Consider the following 13,229-nt stretch of genomic DNA (forward strand, 5'->3'; position numbering starts at 1 on the left):
TGATCCCGAGGAGGATCCGTGCGATTACGAATGCGAATTCCCGCGGCATTCTGCCTGCTCGCCGCGCTGCTCGTCACCGACCAGTTCGCCGCGACCGGAGCGTCGGCCGCCGCCCCGCCCGCCAACCTCATCTCGAACGGTCCTTATCCGAGCGACGACAGCGCCAGCAAGTCCGCGACGCCCGCTCTTTCCGTTCACGCCCCTGCCCGTCCCGGCAGGCCCGTCCCCAAGGTGGACTTCGAGATCTGGGACGGCGACCGGACGGCCGCGCTGGCCACCGGCACGGGCACGCGCACGACCACCGGCCGGGTCGTCTGGACGGTCCCCGCCGGGAAACTCGTGGACACCGCCGAGTACGCCTGGCGCACCCGCGTCACCGACGGCGGCGCGGTCGGCGCCTGGTCGGAGTTCCATCCGATCGGTGTCGACACCGTGGACGGCGCCGACATCCCCGCCGAACCGCCCACCCCGGGCGCGGTGGAGGGCCTGACCGTGGCTCCCGCCGTCGGCGGCGCCTACCTGACCTGGCAGGCCGCCGATCCCGGCCCCGCGGCGAGCGTGGGCAACTACGTCCTGGAGGCCCTGCCGGCCAACGGCTCCGGGCCCGCGATCGCCCAGGTCGTCGTGCCCGGCACCCAGAACTACGCCGCCTTCACGAGCCTGGCCGACGGCGACTACGTCTACACCGTCACCGCGCTCAACGACTGGCACGCGGGACCGCTCGTCCAATCGGCGCCGGCGCGGCCCGCGTCCGCCCCGCAGCAGCCGGAGCTGTACACCCAGGTCGCCGGCGAGTACCTGACCGCCCAGGGCAGACTGCTCACCGGCGCCGCCACCACGCCGCAGGACGCGGCCGAAGCCGGCGCGTACGGCGAGGCCATCCGCGACGTCGTGCTCGCCAACGGGCCCACCGCCGTGGACCAGCGCGAGGACCAGAGCCGCGCCAAGCTGCGCTACGCCGGCTACGACTCCGGCCTGTCCGACGTCGCCGTGGTGCCCTCGGCCGACGGCCGCGCGGTGACCGTGTACGCCACCGTCACCGAGCACCTCACCCAGCAGGCCACCTACAAGGACGGCCAGACCGAGCAGGTCACGGAGGAGGACGGCAACCGCTTCACCTTCACCTTCGCCACCCCCGCCGCCGCCCGCACGGCCTCGGCCGCCCCGCCCGTGCTCACCGCGGCGACCACCGAGGACGCCGCCCCCGACTCAGGACTCCCGCCGGCCGGGATCACGACGAAGGACGACGACGACGGACCGCCGCCGGAGCCCCTGGCCATGGACGAGAACGGATTCGTCGAGGGCCCGCCGCTGCTCCAGACGAAGGTCAGCTCCGACGCGATCGCCTGGTACGCCTGGAAATACGCCTACAACCGCAACAAATCGTACAAGGTTAAATCGGGCACCGACTGTACGAACTTCGTCTCCCAGGCCATGCGTCACGGCGGGCTGAAGATGCGGCGCGGCTGGTATCGCAGTGACAGCTACTGGTGGTACAACGGCGTCTGGCCGAATTACGGCTCGTTCACCTGGTACGCCGCCCACAATAACTGGAACCACATGTGGAAGAAACGGCGCGCCGTCTTCCGCAGGTATTTCAACCAGGCCGTGAAGGGCGACATCCTCTACTTCGACCTCAATGGCAACGGCTCCATCGACCACGCGGCCATCATCAATGGCGTCAAGGACAACCACATCTGGTACGCCCAGCACACGAAGAACGCCTACAACGTGCACCTGAACGCCAAGTGGCGGCAGTACCCGAAGATGCGCGTCTACATAGCCCACGTCACGGGCTGACCCGCCTGCCACGGCAGGAGGACGCCGGAGCGCTTCTTGACCGTCCGTCCTTCGTCTAGGGTGTGGCCCGGCCTCCGGCTTCTTCGGTGGGCCGGGCCCTTTCTCTTCGCCGGGAGACGACATCGGACTCCGATGCGCGGACGCACTATCGCAAGCTGCTCGCGGAGAACCCGGACGTGATGTTGTGCGTTACGTGGATCGAGCGCATGCCGGCCACCGAGGCGCTTCTCGCCGCGGGAGGGCAGGAGGACGGGTGCGTCGGCGCCGAGGCGCCGGTCAGGAACGGCGTGGGTCGTAGTTCCGGAATTCAGCCAGGCGAATGTCGCTCCGCGGGAGCAGCGGGAGCCCGCTGCTGGAGTCCAGGACCACACGGCGGCCCAGGGGCTCGCGCAGCGTGACGCCGATCCGGTCGATCTTCCCCATCGCATTGCAGAATTCCACCTCGTCCTGCCGGACGTCGACGTCCACGACTACGGCTTCGGCCGTCTCATGAACGCGCGAGCCGTACGTTGTGTCGCAGGTGCCGTGCAGATAGCTCAGCTGAAGATTCGTCGGCGCGCGCACCTCGTACGTCTCCACCTCCTGGATCCCGTCGGCCAGCGGTCGCGGTGGCCCGCCCATCGCGGCCGGGTCCACGGCGACCCGCCGGATCGGCGCCGGCATACCCTTCACGGTGAACTCCCACGTGGGCACCCGCACGTCTCCCCGGCTGCTGGGCGTTGTGGCCTCGCCGCGCGCGACCGCGATCACGCGCAGCGGCCGGCAGCCGTTAGCGGGACACTCCTCGTCGACGAAGGACTTGGGCTTGCTGAGGCCTGCGTAGACGGCCGTGGCGGCCAGCACCGGCACGCTCATGGTGCCGCCGTCGGCCCAGCGTAGTTCGGCAGGAGCGGGCACCTCGGCCGGCAGTTCGGTCTCCAGCTTCCAGGCGCTGTTCATCATGCTCTGTCCGACCCAGTGGGGCATGTGCGCCCAATCGAGTTCCAAGGTCAAGTTGCGCAGTGGGACGTATCCCTCGGTCCAGGGCCCGCGCTCGACCGAGTTCCGCCAGCGTTCGGCGATGTGCCGGGCCCGGCCGGTGAACGGGTCAGCACTGACCGACGCGTCGGAGCCGCAGGCCGCCGTGAGCACGAGGAGCACTACGGCTGGAAAGATCCGCATATCCGGTAGACGTATCAACGGGTGATGTGGTTGCTCGGCGTTCCCGCTCACCGGCCACCCCGCGGACATCGCGGGCTGCCTGCTCCGCCGCCTCAGGGCCTGCCGCGCCGTGCGCGTGGGAGCCGCGGAACCGGCGAAGCACGCGGCTCGTGGCGTTGTTCACCTCAATCACCACCGGGCGCGACGCGTCCGCCAGAATCCGGGACACGGTGTCGATGATCTCGGCGGTCGCGGGTCTCCATAACCTCCAGTGGCGCGTTCAGGTCGTGGATGTAGTCGTCGAAGCGGCGTACGTTGTCCTCCTGGTAGGGCGACATGATGGCGACGTTTTCGCGATGCGCCGTCTCGCCCTCGCTGCGCAGCTGGTTGAGCACTGCCCGGCCTCCAGTTCCTGGCTGCCCCGATCCGGCTCCCGCTCGGCCTGACCGCCCACCTGGAACCCGTCCTGCTGGCGTCGGCGGGGCCCGGCGGCTCAGCGGCGCGCGCGCGGGCTGGCCGACGAGCCTGCTGAATACGTCGTCGTCATGAGCGCCCCGCACGACGTCCTGCGACTGGCGGAAGCGGGCGGCCCGGCCGATACCGGGTGCCAGTAAGAAACGTGCCACACGGCCCAAACGGGGGGCATCACCGCAGGTCGCTTTGGGTGACCTTGACACCTGGGGTCTCCGGCTCAGCGAATCCTCTCCCACATGGCGCGGGTCATCTCGTACTCGACCTCGCCCAGGTGCGTACCTGGTAGCGCATCGTCGAACTGCGGGTAGTACGTGCGTACGTACCGCATGCCGATGGCCTGCATCACCCCCCGGGATCCGGCGTTGACGGCCATGGTCTGCGCGATCACGCGACTCTGCCCGACCGTGTCGAAGGCATGCCGCAAAAGCGCCAGGGACGCCTCGCTGGCCAAGCCTCGACGCCAGTACCGGCGAACGAGGCGATACCCCAGATCCGAGACGGTGGGATCGTCGGGCTGATCGGGACCATGCGCCGGTGGCAGCATCATGAGTCCGATGAACTCCCCCTCCTCCTCCCGTTCCGGTGGCGTCGAACCTCGCCCCCCGCCATCGCGGACGAAGGCCATCCAGAAACCCAAGCCGTCCACCTTGCGCGTCAGGGCCATCCGCCGCGCATGAGCGGCTACCACCTCGTCCCTGGTCGGCGGCCGTCCAGCGAGATAGCGAAGCACCTCGGGATCGGAGTCGAGTCGAACCTCCAAGTCGAGGTGCCGGTCGGCGAGCGGGACCAGCAGCACACGCTCGGTACGCAAGATCGGTTGAGGCATGCAGTGACCGTCGCACATTGTCGGCGGCGAAGCGATCCGATTTCGCATGAATCCGAGCGCAGGACCCTGAATCCCGCTGGCTGCCTGGTTGCCCCCGCCACGGGGACACGGCTTGCCTGTGGTCCCGTGGCTGCTGATGTGCGGAGGTGAACGCTGCCTGGACCACGGCCCTGGAGCACAAGAGCGCGCGGACGGCCGCCGAGAGCAAGGCCGCCAGCCAGACCGCCGCCGCCGTCCACGCCCAGGAGGAACAGCAGAAGGAGTGGGAGCGCGCCGAGCAGCTTCAGCGCAGCAACCAGGAGCTGACCAGGGCGAACCGGGAGCTCGGCAAGGACCTGGCCGTCGCCGCGCGGCGCCTGGAGGAGACGCGCGGCCAGCTGGCCGACGCGCAGTCCGTGGCCCAGGCCGCCACGGCGCGGGCGGAGGTCGCCGAGACCCGGGCGGCCGCTCTGGAGGAGGCCAAGACCACCGCGCAGGCATCGGCCCGGGAGGCGGACGCCCGCGTCGGCGAGCTCCTGGCACTGCTGCGCCAGCGCGACACGCCGGCCTGACCAGCCGCGGACGCCGCAAAGACGTCAGGCCGGGGACGGGCCCCCGGCCTGCGGAAGGAGGGATCGACATGGCGGAGGGAGACATCGACCGCATCGCCGTGGCGCTGCTGCGCAAGCTGCGGCCCGAGGTCCAGGCCGAGTTCCTGGCCAGCCCCGAGTTCCGGGAACTGCCGGACGCCGACCCTCAGCGGCTGTATGAGCTCGACGCGCCGCCCTGTCGGAAACCGAACGCCGACGGTCCCGACGCCGCTGACCTCGCTGACCAGCCTCGCCTCAACCGCACACAGCATCATGGCACTGACGCTCATCTCGTTCGGCTACCTACACGAGATGATCGTAAGAATCGTGGCAGGAGCCTCAAGCGAGAGGGATGGCAGCCGGTCACGGCCTGTGACCCGCGTGAGTCGGATCGTGCGACAGTAGCCGGTGCTCACTCGGTCCCGCCCGTGCCGATGGTCAGATCAGTGACCGTCACGTAGGTGACCATGAACACCCCCGGCCAGGCGCGCAGGCTCGCCTGCACGGTGTCGGGATCGATGCCCGGCCGCAGCTTCACCAGATACGCATCAGGGTGAGTGGCGCCCCATGGATGGCTGCCGGGAAACCACTCAGGCAGCTCGTCGGGTGAAGCGTAGTAGACCGTATCAGTCTGCGGCATCGACACCAGGCGCCGACTGATCGCGTCCTTTGTCGATTGCGAGGCGGTCGGCTGCAAGATGACTGCGGTCACGTCGCTGTGAGCTGGCTTGGTCATGGCGCGGACGACCAGATATCCGCCGACGCCCATGAGGCTCACGCCGAGACAAACCGCCAATATGATCACAGCGAGCAGCCCCGGCCGCTTCCGGACCGGACGGTGACCCGGCGGCGGTATTGGCGCGGGATACTGCCGATATGGGGGCTGGTTCACGTCAAGCAGCCTAACGGGGGCTTCTCCCCTCGTTCAGGGCTTCTGCGGAGGGATTCTTACCATCCCCCATACATGGCCCGCCCCCATACATGGCCCGCCGCCCGAGGTTGACCGCGTCGAACACGTTCGCCACCGCCTGCGCGACCCGGCGGCCGCGCCCGCAACGGCGGCATCCTCGACCTCGATGGCCGTGCCGAGCACGTCCAGCAGATCGTGCTCGGCACGCACCGTGAACCGGTCCGTCGACCTGGAGACCGCGATCGGTCAGCAGCTGACCTACTCCTACTCGACCGCGGACCTGTTGGGAGACCGGGTCGAGAAGTTCGTGCAAGCCGCGCGCGCGGCGATCATCGAAGCCTGCGGTCCCGGCCCCTACACTTCGCCCGCGACGACCTCAGCCTCGCGACCGCCGGGCTGGCGCTCGCCGAAGCGCACGAGGTGGTGTCCGGCCTCCAGCATCACCTCCTCACCGCCCAGGCCCAGGCCGCCGTCGACGCCGAACAGAACTGCGCCCACTGCGGCCGGGCCCGCGCCCGCAAGGACACCCGGCAGATCGTGCTCCGCACCCTGTTCGGCACCCTCCGCCTGGACAGCCCACGAATGAAGACCTGCCCGTGCACGCCGTCGGAGGCCGCGACGTTCAGACCCATCGCCGCGGCCCTGCCCGAGCGCACTGCCCCGGAGCTGCTGCTGTGGGAGGCCAAGTACGCCGCGCTCACCTCCTACGGCACCGCCGCGACCCTGCTCGCCGAGGCCTTCCCGCTCGGTCGGCCCCTGCACGCCACCACGATCCGCCAGCAGGTCGAGCGCACCGCGACCCGCCTGGAGAACGAACTCGGCGACGAACGCTTCAGCTTCATCGACACCTGTCCGCGGGACCTGGAGACCATGCCCCGCCCCAACCTGCCGCTGGTCGTCGCCCTGGACGGCGGCTATGTCCACTCCAGCAACCAGACCTCCCGGCGGGACGGCTGGTTCGAAGCCGTCACCGGCCGCTCCACCCCACCGGCGGCGGCGAGGACATCCGCGACCTGCCCCGCTACCTCAACCCCCAGGCCGAGCACTACCTCGACTGGTTCCACATCACCATGCGCCTCACCGTCCTGCGACAGAGCACCCGCTCCCTTCGGCCGCCGGCCGCGGACGTCGAGGACTACGAACTCCTCTGCGTGAACGAGCCCGACGACAAGCAGCGCGCCTTCCACACCCGGCTGGCCGAGTTCCGCACCTACATCGACCGCAATCAGCACGAGATCCCCAACTACGGCGAACGCCACCGCAACGGCGAAGCCATCTCCAGCGCCACCGCCGAAGCCACCGTCAACCACGTCATCAGCCGCCGCATGGTCAAGAAACAGCAGATGAGATGGACACCCCGCGGCGCCCACCTCCTCCTGCAGATCCGTACCCGCGTCCTCAACCGCGACCTTGAAGCGGGCTTCGCCCGCTGGTACCCCGGCTCAGATCAAGCACTCAGCCTCGCGGCCTGACCCGTTCCCACGGTTTCTCCCGGTCTCGCTCTGGCTTTGATCCTTTCCGACGACCATCCGGCCGGCTGGTCATCGGACAACTCGTCGGCTAGGTCAATCGGCCGTGCTGGCGTGCGCGGCGATGATTCGCCAGCCGTGTGTCTCGTCGTATATCCAGGTACGGGTGTAGCGCATCCTGGCCGCGAACGGCGTACCGGAGACGGTCCCTTCGACGGTGCCGAGAAACCACGTCACTCCGGTGCGCCCGTCGGCGAGCACGGTCAAATCCTCCTCGGTCACCTTCGTCATCACCTGTGTCCGAGTGCGGTGCAGCTCCAGGTCGTCCGCCTTGGTGGCAGTGTTCGCGCCGAAGGTGAAGATCAGCCGATCATCCAGCAGCCGATCCAGCGCCTCGACATCTCCAGCGAGCTGCGCGGCCTGGAGCCGGCGCTCGGCGTCCCGCAAGTCCTCCGTCATGAGGTCCACCCTCCCAGCCGGGGCCGCATCCGTGCCAGGGCGTTCACGCTCGGCTGATCTTCGCGAGTCCAGAAGGCTTCCCGACAGGCCGTTGCCGTGATGCGGTGAACGGCTCGGATCGACTGGCCATCCGCTCATCAGAGAGTTCTCTGCGGCGGGACCGACGGTGAGCTGCGCCGGGAGTCGGGGGGGGGTGTGGAAGCGAACCGGGCCGAGATCGCTCAGGTGTAACCACATGTGCACCAGTGACCCGTGATCATCGCTTGGAAAGGTGTGCCAGGACACCGTCACCTGGAGCAGCTTCCGGCTGACAAGCTCATCCGCGGGGGGCACGACGCCATGGTGTCACGGTGGTTCGGGCGTTTCCGTGGCGTTTGCAGGAGGTGGCGGGCGGCTTTGGCGTGGCCGGATGGCGGTCTTGTCGTCGATGCCGAACACGGCGCAGGGGAAGTCCGCTGAGCGCAAGGTCTTCGGCCTCGCCACTGGACGTCCGTCTCGCTTGATCTTTTACGCGTCAGCCCGGCAGCCAGTGCAGTTCGTACGCCAGGGTTCTGGCGACGGCACGGACGCGGCGGTGCAGGGGCGACGGGTCGTGTGGGAGGACCAGGTGGATCGTCAGGCTGGGGGCGCCCCGTAGCGGTCGCCAGGTGATGTCGGCCGGTGATGCCGCGACCGCGGCTTCTCCGGCCGGGGCGAGGGTGAGCCCGTCGCGCAGGTCGCGCTGAGACATGTCGAAAGAGACCGCGGGCGTGTGGAACCGGGGGTGGGGTCGGGTGTCTCGGAACAGTGCGGCCAGCTGATCGTGGATCACGGGGTTGGCCGCACGGTCGGGGAGTCGCAGCGGATACGCGGCCGCGTCGGCGATCTCGATCTCCGGGTGTACGGCCAGCGGATGGTGCTGCGCCAGCTGGACCCCGATGCGCTGACGCCGCAGCAGGAACCGGCGCACACCACGGCCCGGCTGTTCACCGCGGGTGATCCCGGCATCGATGCGGCCGTCGGCGACCGCCGGGGAGATCTCCGGTGTCGCCATCGGGACCGCGCTGACCTCAAGTCCGCTGTTGTCGCGAATCAGCCTGTCCACCAGGGCCGGAGCCGTCTCGGCCCCGGTGCTGAGGCTGTATCCGATGCGCAGCGTGCCCAGTTCACCGGCCGCCGCGCTCCGGGCGGCGTCCCATGCCCGGTCCAGCGCCGCCAGCGCGGGCGGCGCGGACTCCGTCAAAGCCGCACCGGCCGTGGTCAGTACGACGCTACGCGTGTTGCGGATCAGCAGGGCCGTACCGAGTTCGGCCTCCAGTCGGCGCATCCGGGCGCTGAGTGCGGGCTGTGCGATACCGATCCGTGCGGCCGCGCGGGTGAAGTTCAACTCCTGCGCCAGCACCAGGAAGTACCGCAGGCTCACCGTATCCGGCGCCACTTGGCCTCCCCGCCGATTGATAACGATCCGTTCTGAGTCTATCCCGTACCGATCTTTCCCTCGACCGCACATCAAGCCCTAACCTGCGCATATGACGACAGAACTGACCGCGATACGGGACTTCGCACCCACGCACACCGCCGACTTCGAGTCCGCCCTCACGGCTCTGGACGGAGGTCGTCATGCATAAGTTGCTGGTCCTGTATCCCGAGCCCGCCGACCCTGACCACTTCCGCGACTACTACGTGACCAAGCACCTTCCGCTGGTCATGGAATGGCCCGGTCTGCTTGCGTGGCGCTACAGCTTCGACGTGGCGGCGACCAGGGGAGAAAAGCCGTACTTCGCGGTCTTCGAGGCCGAATTCGCGGACGCCGCCGCCATGGCCGCGGCCCAGTCGTCGCCGCAAGGGCAGCGGCTGACCGCCGATGTCGCCAACTACGCCACCGGCGGTGCGGTCGTCATCCACTATCCGGTGCAGGACGGCACCGGCTGAGGCAGGACGGTACGCTCCGGGACACGTCCGGTCGGCCGCCGGCCAAGCCCGGCTGTCGGCGGACGCCGTTCGCGGGTGCCGGTTCGCCGAGCGTCAAAGGAGGGCCGATGACCTGGCCGGATGTCACGGTGGTCGACGCGTGCGTGCGGCGCGACGGCCGGGGCGGCAGCCCCACCGCCGTCACCGACGACGACCCGGCCGCGACGGACGCGGACCGGCGTGCGGTCGCTTCCGCGGCCGGCACCTCGCACGCGGCGTTCCTCGGCCCGGGGCGGACGCCGGACGGTGGCCGGCCGGTCCGGTTCTTCACCGCCACCGCCGAACTGTCCGGCTGCGGCCACGGCACCGTTGCCGCGCAGGCCGTCCGGCTGGCCCGCACCACGCTGGGCGAGCTGAACGACCGCCAGCACACCGGCGGGCGCACGTTCGACACCGTCGCGATCCGCCGCCCCGCCGGCATCGAGGTGTGGTTCGACCAGGGCATCGTCGAGCTGCGTCACCCGGCACCGGACGAACGCGCCGCGATCGTCACCGCGCTCGGGCTCACCGCGGACGACCCGCATCCGACCGACGCGCCACGGATCGCCGCGCCCGGCGCGCCGCGCATGCTGGTACCGGTCCGCGACCGGTCGGCGCTACTGCGAATCCACCCGCACCTCGGCAGGCTGACGGCGGCGTGCCGGCGGTACGGGCTCCTCGGCTGTTTCGTGTACGTACCGCCGGTGGGCGAACGCCCGGGGGCGGCGCGGATGTTCGCGCCGGCGATCGGTGTCGACGAGGACGTCGCCAACGCCAACAGCACCGGCTGCCTGGCCGCCCACCTGCTCGACACGACAGGGGCACAGACGCTCGCGATCGAGGTGGAGCAGGGCGACGCCCTGGGGCGACCGGCCAGCGTGCTCGCTTCGGCCCGACGCGGACCGGCGGGCATCACGACCCGGGTCGGCGGGTTGGCGGTGGTCCGCGACGGCGACAACTAGACCGTCCACTTCTGCGGTCCCGTCCAGGACGAGGTTCTGCCGGGCGGTGGGCTGCTGGTCGGTCGAGAACCGCGGAGGCAGATCGCATCTGGTCGACCTCGTGGTCACCAGTTCCGCTGGGCGACAGTGAGCATGTGCCGCCAGCGGTATTCCTGGCGTCCGAGGGCAGCCAACCGGTCCCCGTACGCGAACGGGGTCTCGTCGCGCTCCCGGAGCAGCGCGCCGACCAGCGCGCGACGGCTGGAGAAGTGGCCGTAGAGCGTGCCGATCGCGACGCCTGCCTGGCGGGTGAGGCCTGCTTGCCTTCGAGCGCGCTCGAATGTCTATCTTCGCCGTCATGACTACGACAAACGGGACCAAGACCTGGATCATCACCGGTGCGAGCTCCGGGCTCGGCCTGGCGTTGGCCGAGGCGGCGCTGGCCGCGGGCGAGCAGGTGGCCGGCACGGCGCGGCGTGCCGACCGGTTCGACGCGCTCCGGGCTCAGTACGGTGACCGGCTGCTGCCGGTCGAGCACGACGTGCGCGACACGGACGCGGCCGCGGCGGTCGTACGGCGCGCGCTCGACGCATTCGGGCACGTCGACGTCCTTGTCAACAATGCCGGAGCCGGGCAGGTGGGCGCCGCGGAGGAGGTCACGGACGCGCAGTTGCGCGACATGCTCGAGCAGCACCTCTTCGGCCCGGCCGCCTACGTGCGCGCGGTGCTGCCGCACATGCGTGCGCGTCGTTCCGGTGCGATCGTGCAGATGAGCAGTCAGGGCGGGCGGATGTCCTTCCCCGCCGTCGGCAGCTACTCGGCCGGCAAGTTCGCGCTCGAAGGCTGGTCGGAGGCGCTGGCGGGCGAGGTCGCGCCGTTCGGCGTGCGCGTCCTCATCGCCGAGCCCAGCCGCTTCCGCACCGCCTTCAATTCCGCCGACGTGCTCAGGACCGTGGACCATCACCCGGTCTACGACGACGTGCTCGGCGCCGTCCGCGCGAACATGGCCGAGGCGGACGGCATCCAGGAGGGCGACCCGGCACGTGCCGCCTCGGCCATCCGCGACATGCTGGACACGCCCGACGCGCCGCTCAGGCTTCCGCTCGGCGCCGAGGCCGTGCGCAATCTCACCCGCGCCTACCGGAACGCGCTCAGCGACGTCGAGAAGTGGGCGCATGTCAGCCAAACGGCCGACTTTCCCGGCATGCCGCCGGCGCTACGCGCGTTCTGAGCTCCGTAGCCTGTCGAACATGGCCACCGAAGACCTGATCGAGCGCATCCTCGCCGCCGGTGACGAACCGTCAGCATCGGTCATCGACGCGCTGCACGACCTCCTCGACGACACCACGATCGAGGCCTCGGCGACGCCCAGGAGCGTCGCCGAGGCCGCCCGCCTGGTCGGCCTGTCCCCCCACACCCTCCGCTACTACGAGCAGGAGGGACTGCTGCGGCCGGCCCGCAACGCCTCCGGTTACCGCGAATACTCGGTGTTCGACCTGCGCCGCCTCGTCTTCCTCACCCGGATGCGGCTGTCGGGAATGACCATGCAGGATCTCAAGCGCTACATCGCCCTCGTCGAGCAGGGCCCGAGCACCGTCCCGGAACGCCGGCGCATCATGCTCGACCAGCGCGACCGCATCGTGCGGCAGATCCGCGAGCTCACTCTCGCCCTGGAGACGACCGAATACAAGATCCGCGTCTACGACGGGCACCCGGAAGGCTGACCGGCGGCCGGGGTGACCGCGTGGCCGTGATCCACGGACGATGGTACGGCGTCGCCGTCCTCGCGCTGCTCGTGGCCGCGCTCTCAGCACGGTTGTCGGTCGCGGTCGGCATCGTGGAGAGCGAGGCCGGACGGCACCTCCTTGACGGCCAGGCCGCGATCAACGTGGGCTTCCGGCTCCAGGAAGCAGCAGCTCATGCCGGACCGCGAAGCTGTTCACCTCAACGAACCTGTCCAACCATCCCGTGCAGCAGCTGCTCCAGCGGGTTGGCCGGCGGGGCCGGCAGGGATGGTGCACGGCCTCGACGAAGGTGATCCCGAGGTCTTCTACCGACGTCGTCCGCAGGAAATCCGTTTGTGTGTCACCACAGCCCGCTGTCACCATGAAGGCCCATGAGTCACCCTCTTGACACGCTGGACTGGCCGATTTCCACTGAGCGGCTGCTGTTGCGCCGGGCTGCCCCCGACGACCTGGACGCGACCTGGGCCTTCCGGCAACTGCCGGAGACTCACGAATGGATCGCGGCCGCCACACAGACCTACGACGACTACCGTGAGCGTTTCCTCAGCGAGGAGCGGCTCGCAGACCTGCTCCTCATCGAACTGGACGGCCGGGTGATCGGCGACCTGACGCTGAGGATCCAGGACGGTTGGGCCCAGGAAGAAGTCGCCGACCAGGCGAAAGGCGTCCAAGGAGAGCTCGGGTGGACGCTCGATCCCGCCTACGGCGGCAAGGGCTACGCCACCGAAGCGGTACGCGCCCTCATCGACATCTCCTTCAGGAGGCTCGGCCTGCGCCGCCTGCACGCGGACTGCTTCTACGACAACGAAGCCTCGTGGCGGCTGATGGAGCGGGTCGGGATGCGCCGTGAACAGCACACGGTGAGAGACTCGCTCCACCGCACCAAGGGATGGATCGACGGTCTCTCGTACGCGCTCCTGGCCGAGGAATGGCCCGCCCACGAGTGATTGCGGCGAAGACGCCTGGG

At 69.6% G+C, this 13,229-nt stretch carries 14 protein-coding genes and 2 pseudogenes; 9 read left to right on the forward strand and 7 right to left on the reverse strand.

Translation table 11 applies throughout. The features are described from left to right. The first annotated feature begins 18 nt into the window (after positions 1 to 18). Positions 19 to 1,800 (forward strand): amidase domain-containing protein, encoded by a 1,782-nt coding sequence (locus AB0J71_RS42130; RefSeq protein WP_364419720.1) that lies wholly within the window; start codon positions 19 to 21, stop codon positions 1,798 to 1,800. A 276-nt stretch (positions 1,801 to 2,076) separates the two neighbouring features. Here the strand turns inward: AB0J71_RS42130 and AB0J71_RS42135 are convergent, their stop codons facing one another. The 3 genes from AB0J71_RS42135 to AB0J71_RS42145 all read right to left on the reverse strand — a co-directional run bounded on the left by AB0J71_RS42135 (position 2,077) and on the right by AB0J71_RS42145 (position 4,240). Then, positions 2,077 to 2,940, reverse strand: a complete 864-nt coding sequence (locus AB0J71_RS42135; protein ID WP_352327302.1) for a hypothetical protein — start codon at positions 2,938 to 2,940, stop codon at positions 2,077 to 2,079. A gap of 185 nt (positions 2,941 to 3,125) precedes the next feature. Continuing rightward, the gene (locus AB0J71_RS42140) at positions 3,126 to 3,335 is read right to left on the reverse strand and encodes a hypothetical protein (protein WP_352327301.1); all 210 of its coding nucleotides are present in this window, start codon (positions 3,333 to 3,335) and stop codon (positions 3,126 to 3,128) included. 296 nt (positions 3,336 to 3,631) lie between these two features. After that, positions 3,632 to 4,240, reverse strand: a complete 609-nt coding sequence (locus tag AB0J71_RS42145; RefSeq protein WP_352327300.1) for a GNAT family N-acetyltransferase — start codon at positions 4,238 to 4,240, stop codon at positions 3,632 to 3,634. Positions 4,241 to 4,386: 146 nt separating this feature from the next. On the opposite strand from AB0J71_RS42145, the gene AB0J71_RS42150 reads away from it, so the two are divergent. After that, positions 4,387 to 4,791, forward strand: a complete 405-nt coding sequence (locus AB0J71_RS42150) for a hypothetical protein (protein WP_352327299.1) — start codon at positions 4,387 to 4,389, stop codon at positions 4,789 to 4,791. A 430-nt stretch (positions 4,792 to 5,221) separates the two neighbouring features. Here AB0J71_RS42150 and AB0J71_RS42155 read toward each other — a convergent pair whose 3' ends face one another. Continuing rightward, positions 5,222 to 5,587 (reverse strand): hypothetical protein, encoded by a 366-nt coding sequence (locus tag AB0J71_RS42155; protein WP_352327298.1) that lies wholly within the window; start codon positions 5,585 to 5,587, stop codon positions 5,222 to 5,224. A 555-nt stretch (positions 5,588 to 6,142) separates the two neighbouring features. On the opposite strand from AB0J71_RS42155, the gene AB0J71_RS42160 reads away from it, so the two are divergent. Both AB0J71_RS42160 and AB0J71_RS42165 read left to right on the forward strand, forming a co-directional pair. Then, positions 6,143 to 6,874 carry a hypothetical protein gene (locus tag AB0J71_RS42160; protein ID WP_364419723.1) on the forward strand — a complete coding sequence of 244 codons (732 nt, stop codon included), beginning with the start codon at positions 6,143 to 6,145 and terminating at the stop codon, positions 6,872 to 6,874. Between the two features lie 110 nt (positions 6,875 to 6,984). Next, positions 6,985 to 7,122 (forward strand): annotated as a pseudogene (locus AB0J71_RS42165) (ISKra4 family transposase); the annotation flags it as partial. A gap of 162 nt (positions 7,123 to 7,284) precedes the next feature. On the opposite strand, the gene AB0J71_RS42170 reads toward AB0J71_RS42165, so the two are convergent. Together AB0J71_RS42170 and AB0J71_RS42175 are read right to left on the reverse strand one after the other, a co-directional pair. Continuing rightward, positions 7,285 to 7,647 (reverse strand): nuclear transport factor 2 family protein, encoded by a 363-nt coding sequence (locus tag AB0J71_RS42170; protein WP_352327297.1) that lies wholly within the window; start codon positions 7,645 to 7,647, stop codon positions 7,285 to 7,287. Between the two features lie 514 nt (positions 7,648 to 8,161). Further along, the gene (locus AB0J71_RS42175) at positions 8,162 to 9,064 is read right to left on the reverse strand and encodes a LysR family transcriptional regulator (protein ID WP_364419724.1); all 903 of its coding nucleotides are present in this window, start codon (positions 9,062 to 9,064) and stop codon (positions 8,162 to 8,164) included. 182 nt (positions 9,065 to 9,246) lie between these two features. On the opposite strand from AB0J71_RS42175, the gene AB0J71_RS42180 reads away from it, so the two are divergent. Further along, entirely contained in the window at positions 9,247 to 9,558 is a 312-nt protein-coding gene (locus AB0J71_RS42180) for an EthD family reductase (protein WP_352327295.1), read from the forward strand. Between the two features lie 107 nt (positions 9,559 to 9,665). Further along, on the forward strand, positions 9,666 to 10,538 hold the full coding sequence (locus AB0J71_RS42185) for a PhzF family phenazine biosynthesis isomerase (RefSeq protein WP_352327294.1): 873 nt from the start codon (positions 9,666 to 9,668) through the stop codon (positions 10,536 to 10,538). A gap of 104 nt (positions 10,539 to 10,642) precedes the next feature. On the opposite strand, the pseudogene AB0J71_RS42190 reads toward AB0J71_RS42185, so the two are convergent. Further along, positions 10,643 to 10,819 (reverse strand): annotated as a pseudogene (locus AB0J71_RS42190) (hypothetical protein); the annotation flags it as partial. Between the two features lie 56 nt (positions 10,820 to 10,875). Here AB0J71_RS42190 and AB0J71_RS42195 point away from each other — a divergent pair. From AB0J71_RS42195 to AB0J71_RS42205, 3 genes are all read left to right on the forward strand, one after another. Continuing rightward, the gene (locus AB0J71_RS42195) at positions 10,876 to 11,748 is read left to right on the forward strand and encodes an SDR family NAD(P)-dependent oxidoreductase (protein ID WP_364419726.1); all 873 of its coding nucleotides are present in this window, start codon (positions 10,876 to 10,878) and stop codon (positions 11,746 to 11,748) included. A gap of 19 nt (positions 11,749 to 11,767) precedes the next feature. Further along, positions 11,768 to 12,241, forward strand: a complete 474-nt coding sequence (locus AB0J71_RS42200) for a MerR family transcriptional regulator (protein WP_364390168.1) — start codon at positions 11,768 to 11,770, stop codon at positions 12,239 to 12,241. Between the two features lie 392 nt (positions 12,242 to 12,633). Beyond that, complete coding sequence (locus AB0J71_RS42205) at positions 12,634 to 13,209, forward strand: GNAT family N-acetyltransferase (RefSeq protein WP_352329690.1); 576 nt, start codon at positions 12,634 to 12,636, stop codon at positions 13,207 to 13,209. Positions 13,210 to 13,229 lie beyond the last annotated feature (20 nt).

Source organism: Nonomuraea sp. NPDC049637 (assembly GCF_040675235.1).
Classification (GTDB): domain Bacteria; phylum Actinomycetota; class Actinomycetes; order Streptosporangiales; family Streptosporangiaceae; genus Nonomuraea.

What these genes read in the sequence shown, in the direction of transcription:
- AB0J71_RS42145 (WP_352327300.1), bottom strand. Translation starts at nt 4,240, where the DNA reads ATGCCTCAACCGATCTTGCGTACCGAGCGTGTGCTGCTGGTCCCGCTC.
- AB0J71_RS42170 (WP_352327297.1), bottom strand. Translation starts at nt 7,647, where the DNA reads ATGACGGAGGACTTGCGGGACGCCGAGCGCCGGCTCCAGGCCGCGCAG.
- AB0J71_RS42180 (WP_352327295.1), top strand. Translation starts at nt 9,247, where the DNA reads ATGCATAAGTTGCTGGTCCTGTATCCCGAGCCCGCCGACCCTGACCAC.
- AB0J71_RS42185 (WP_352327294.1), top strand. Translation starts at nt 9,666, where the DNA reads ATGACCTGGCCGGATGTCACGGTGGTCGACGCGTGCGTGCGGCGCGAC.
- AB0J71_RS42195 (WP_364419726.1), top strand. Translation starts at nt 10,876, where the DNA reads ATGACTACGACAAACGGGACCAAGACCTGGATCATCACCGGTGCGAGC.
- AB0J71_RS42200 (WP_364390168.1), top strand. Translation starts at nt 11,768, where the DNA reads ATGGCCACCGAAGACCTGATCGAGCGCATCCTCGCCGCCGGTGACGAA.
- AB0J71_RS42205 (WP_352329690.1), top strand. Translation starts at nt 12,634, where the DNA reads ATGAGTCACCCTCTTGACACGCTGGACTGGCCGATTTCCACTGAGCGG.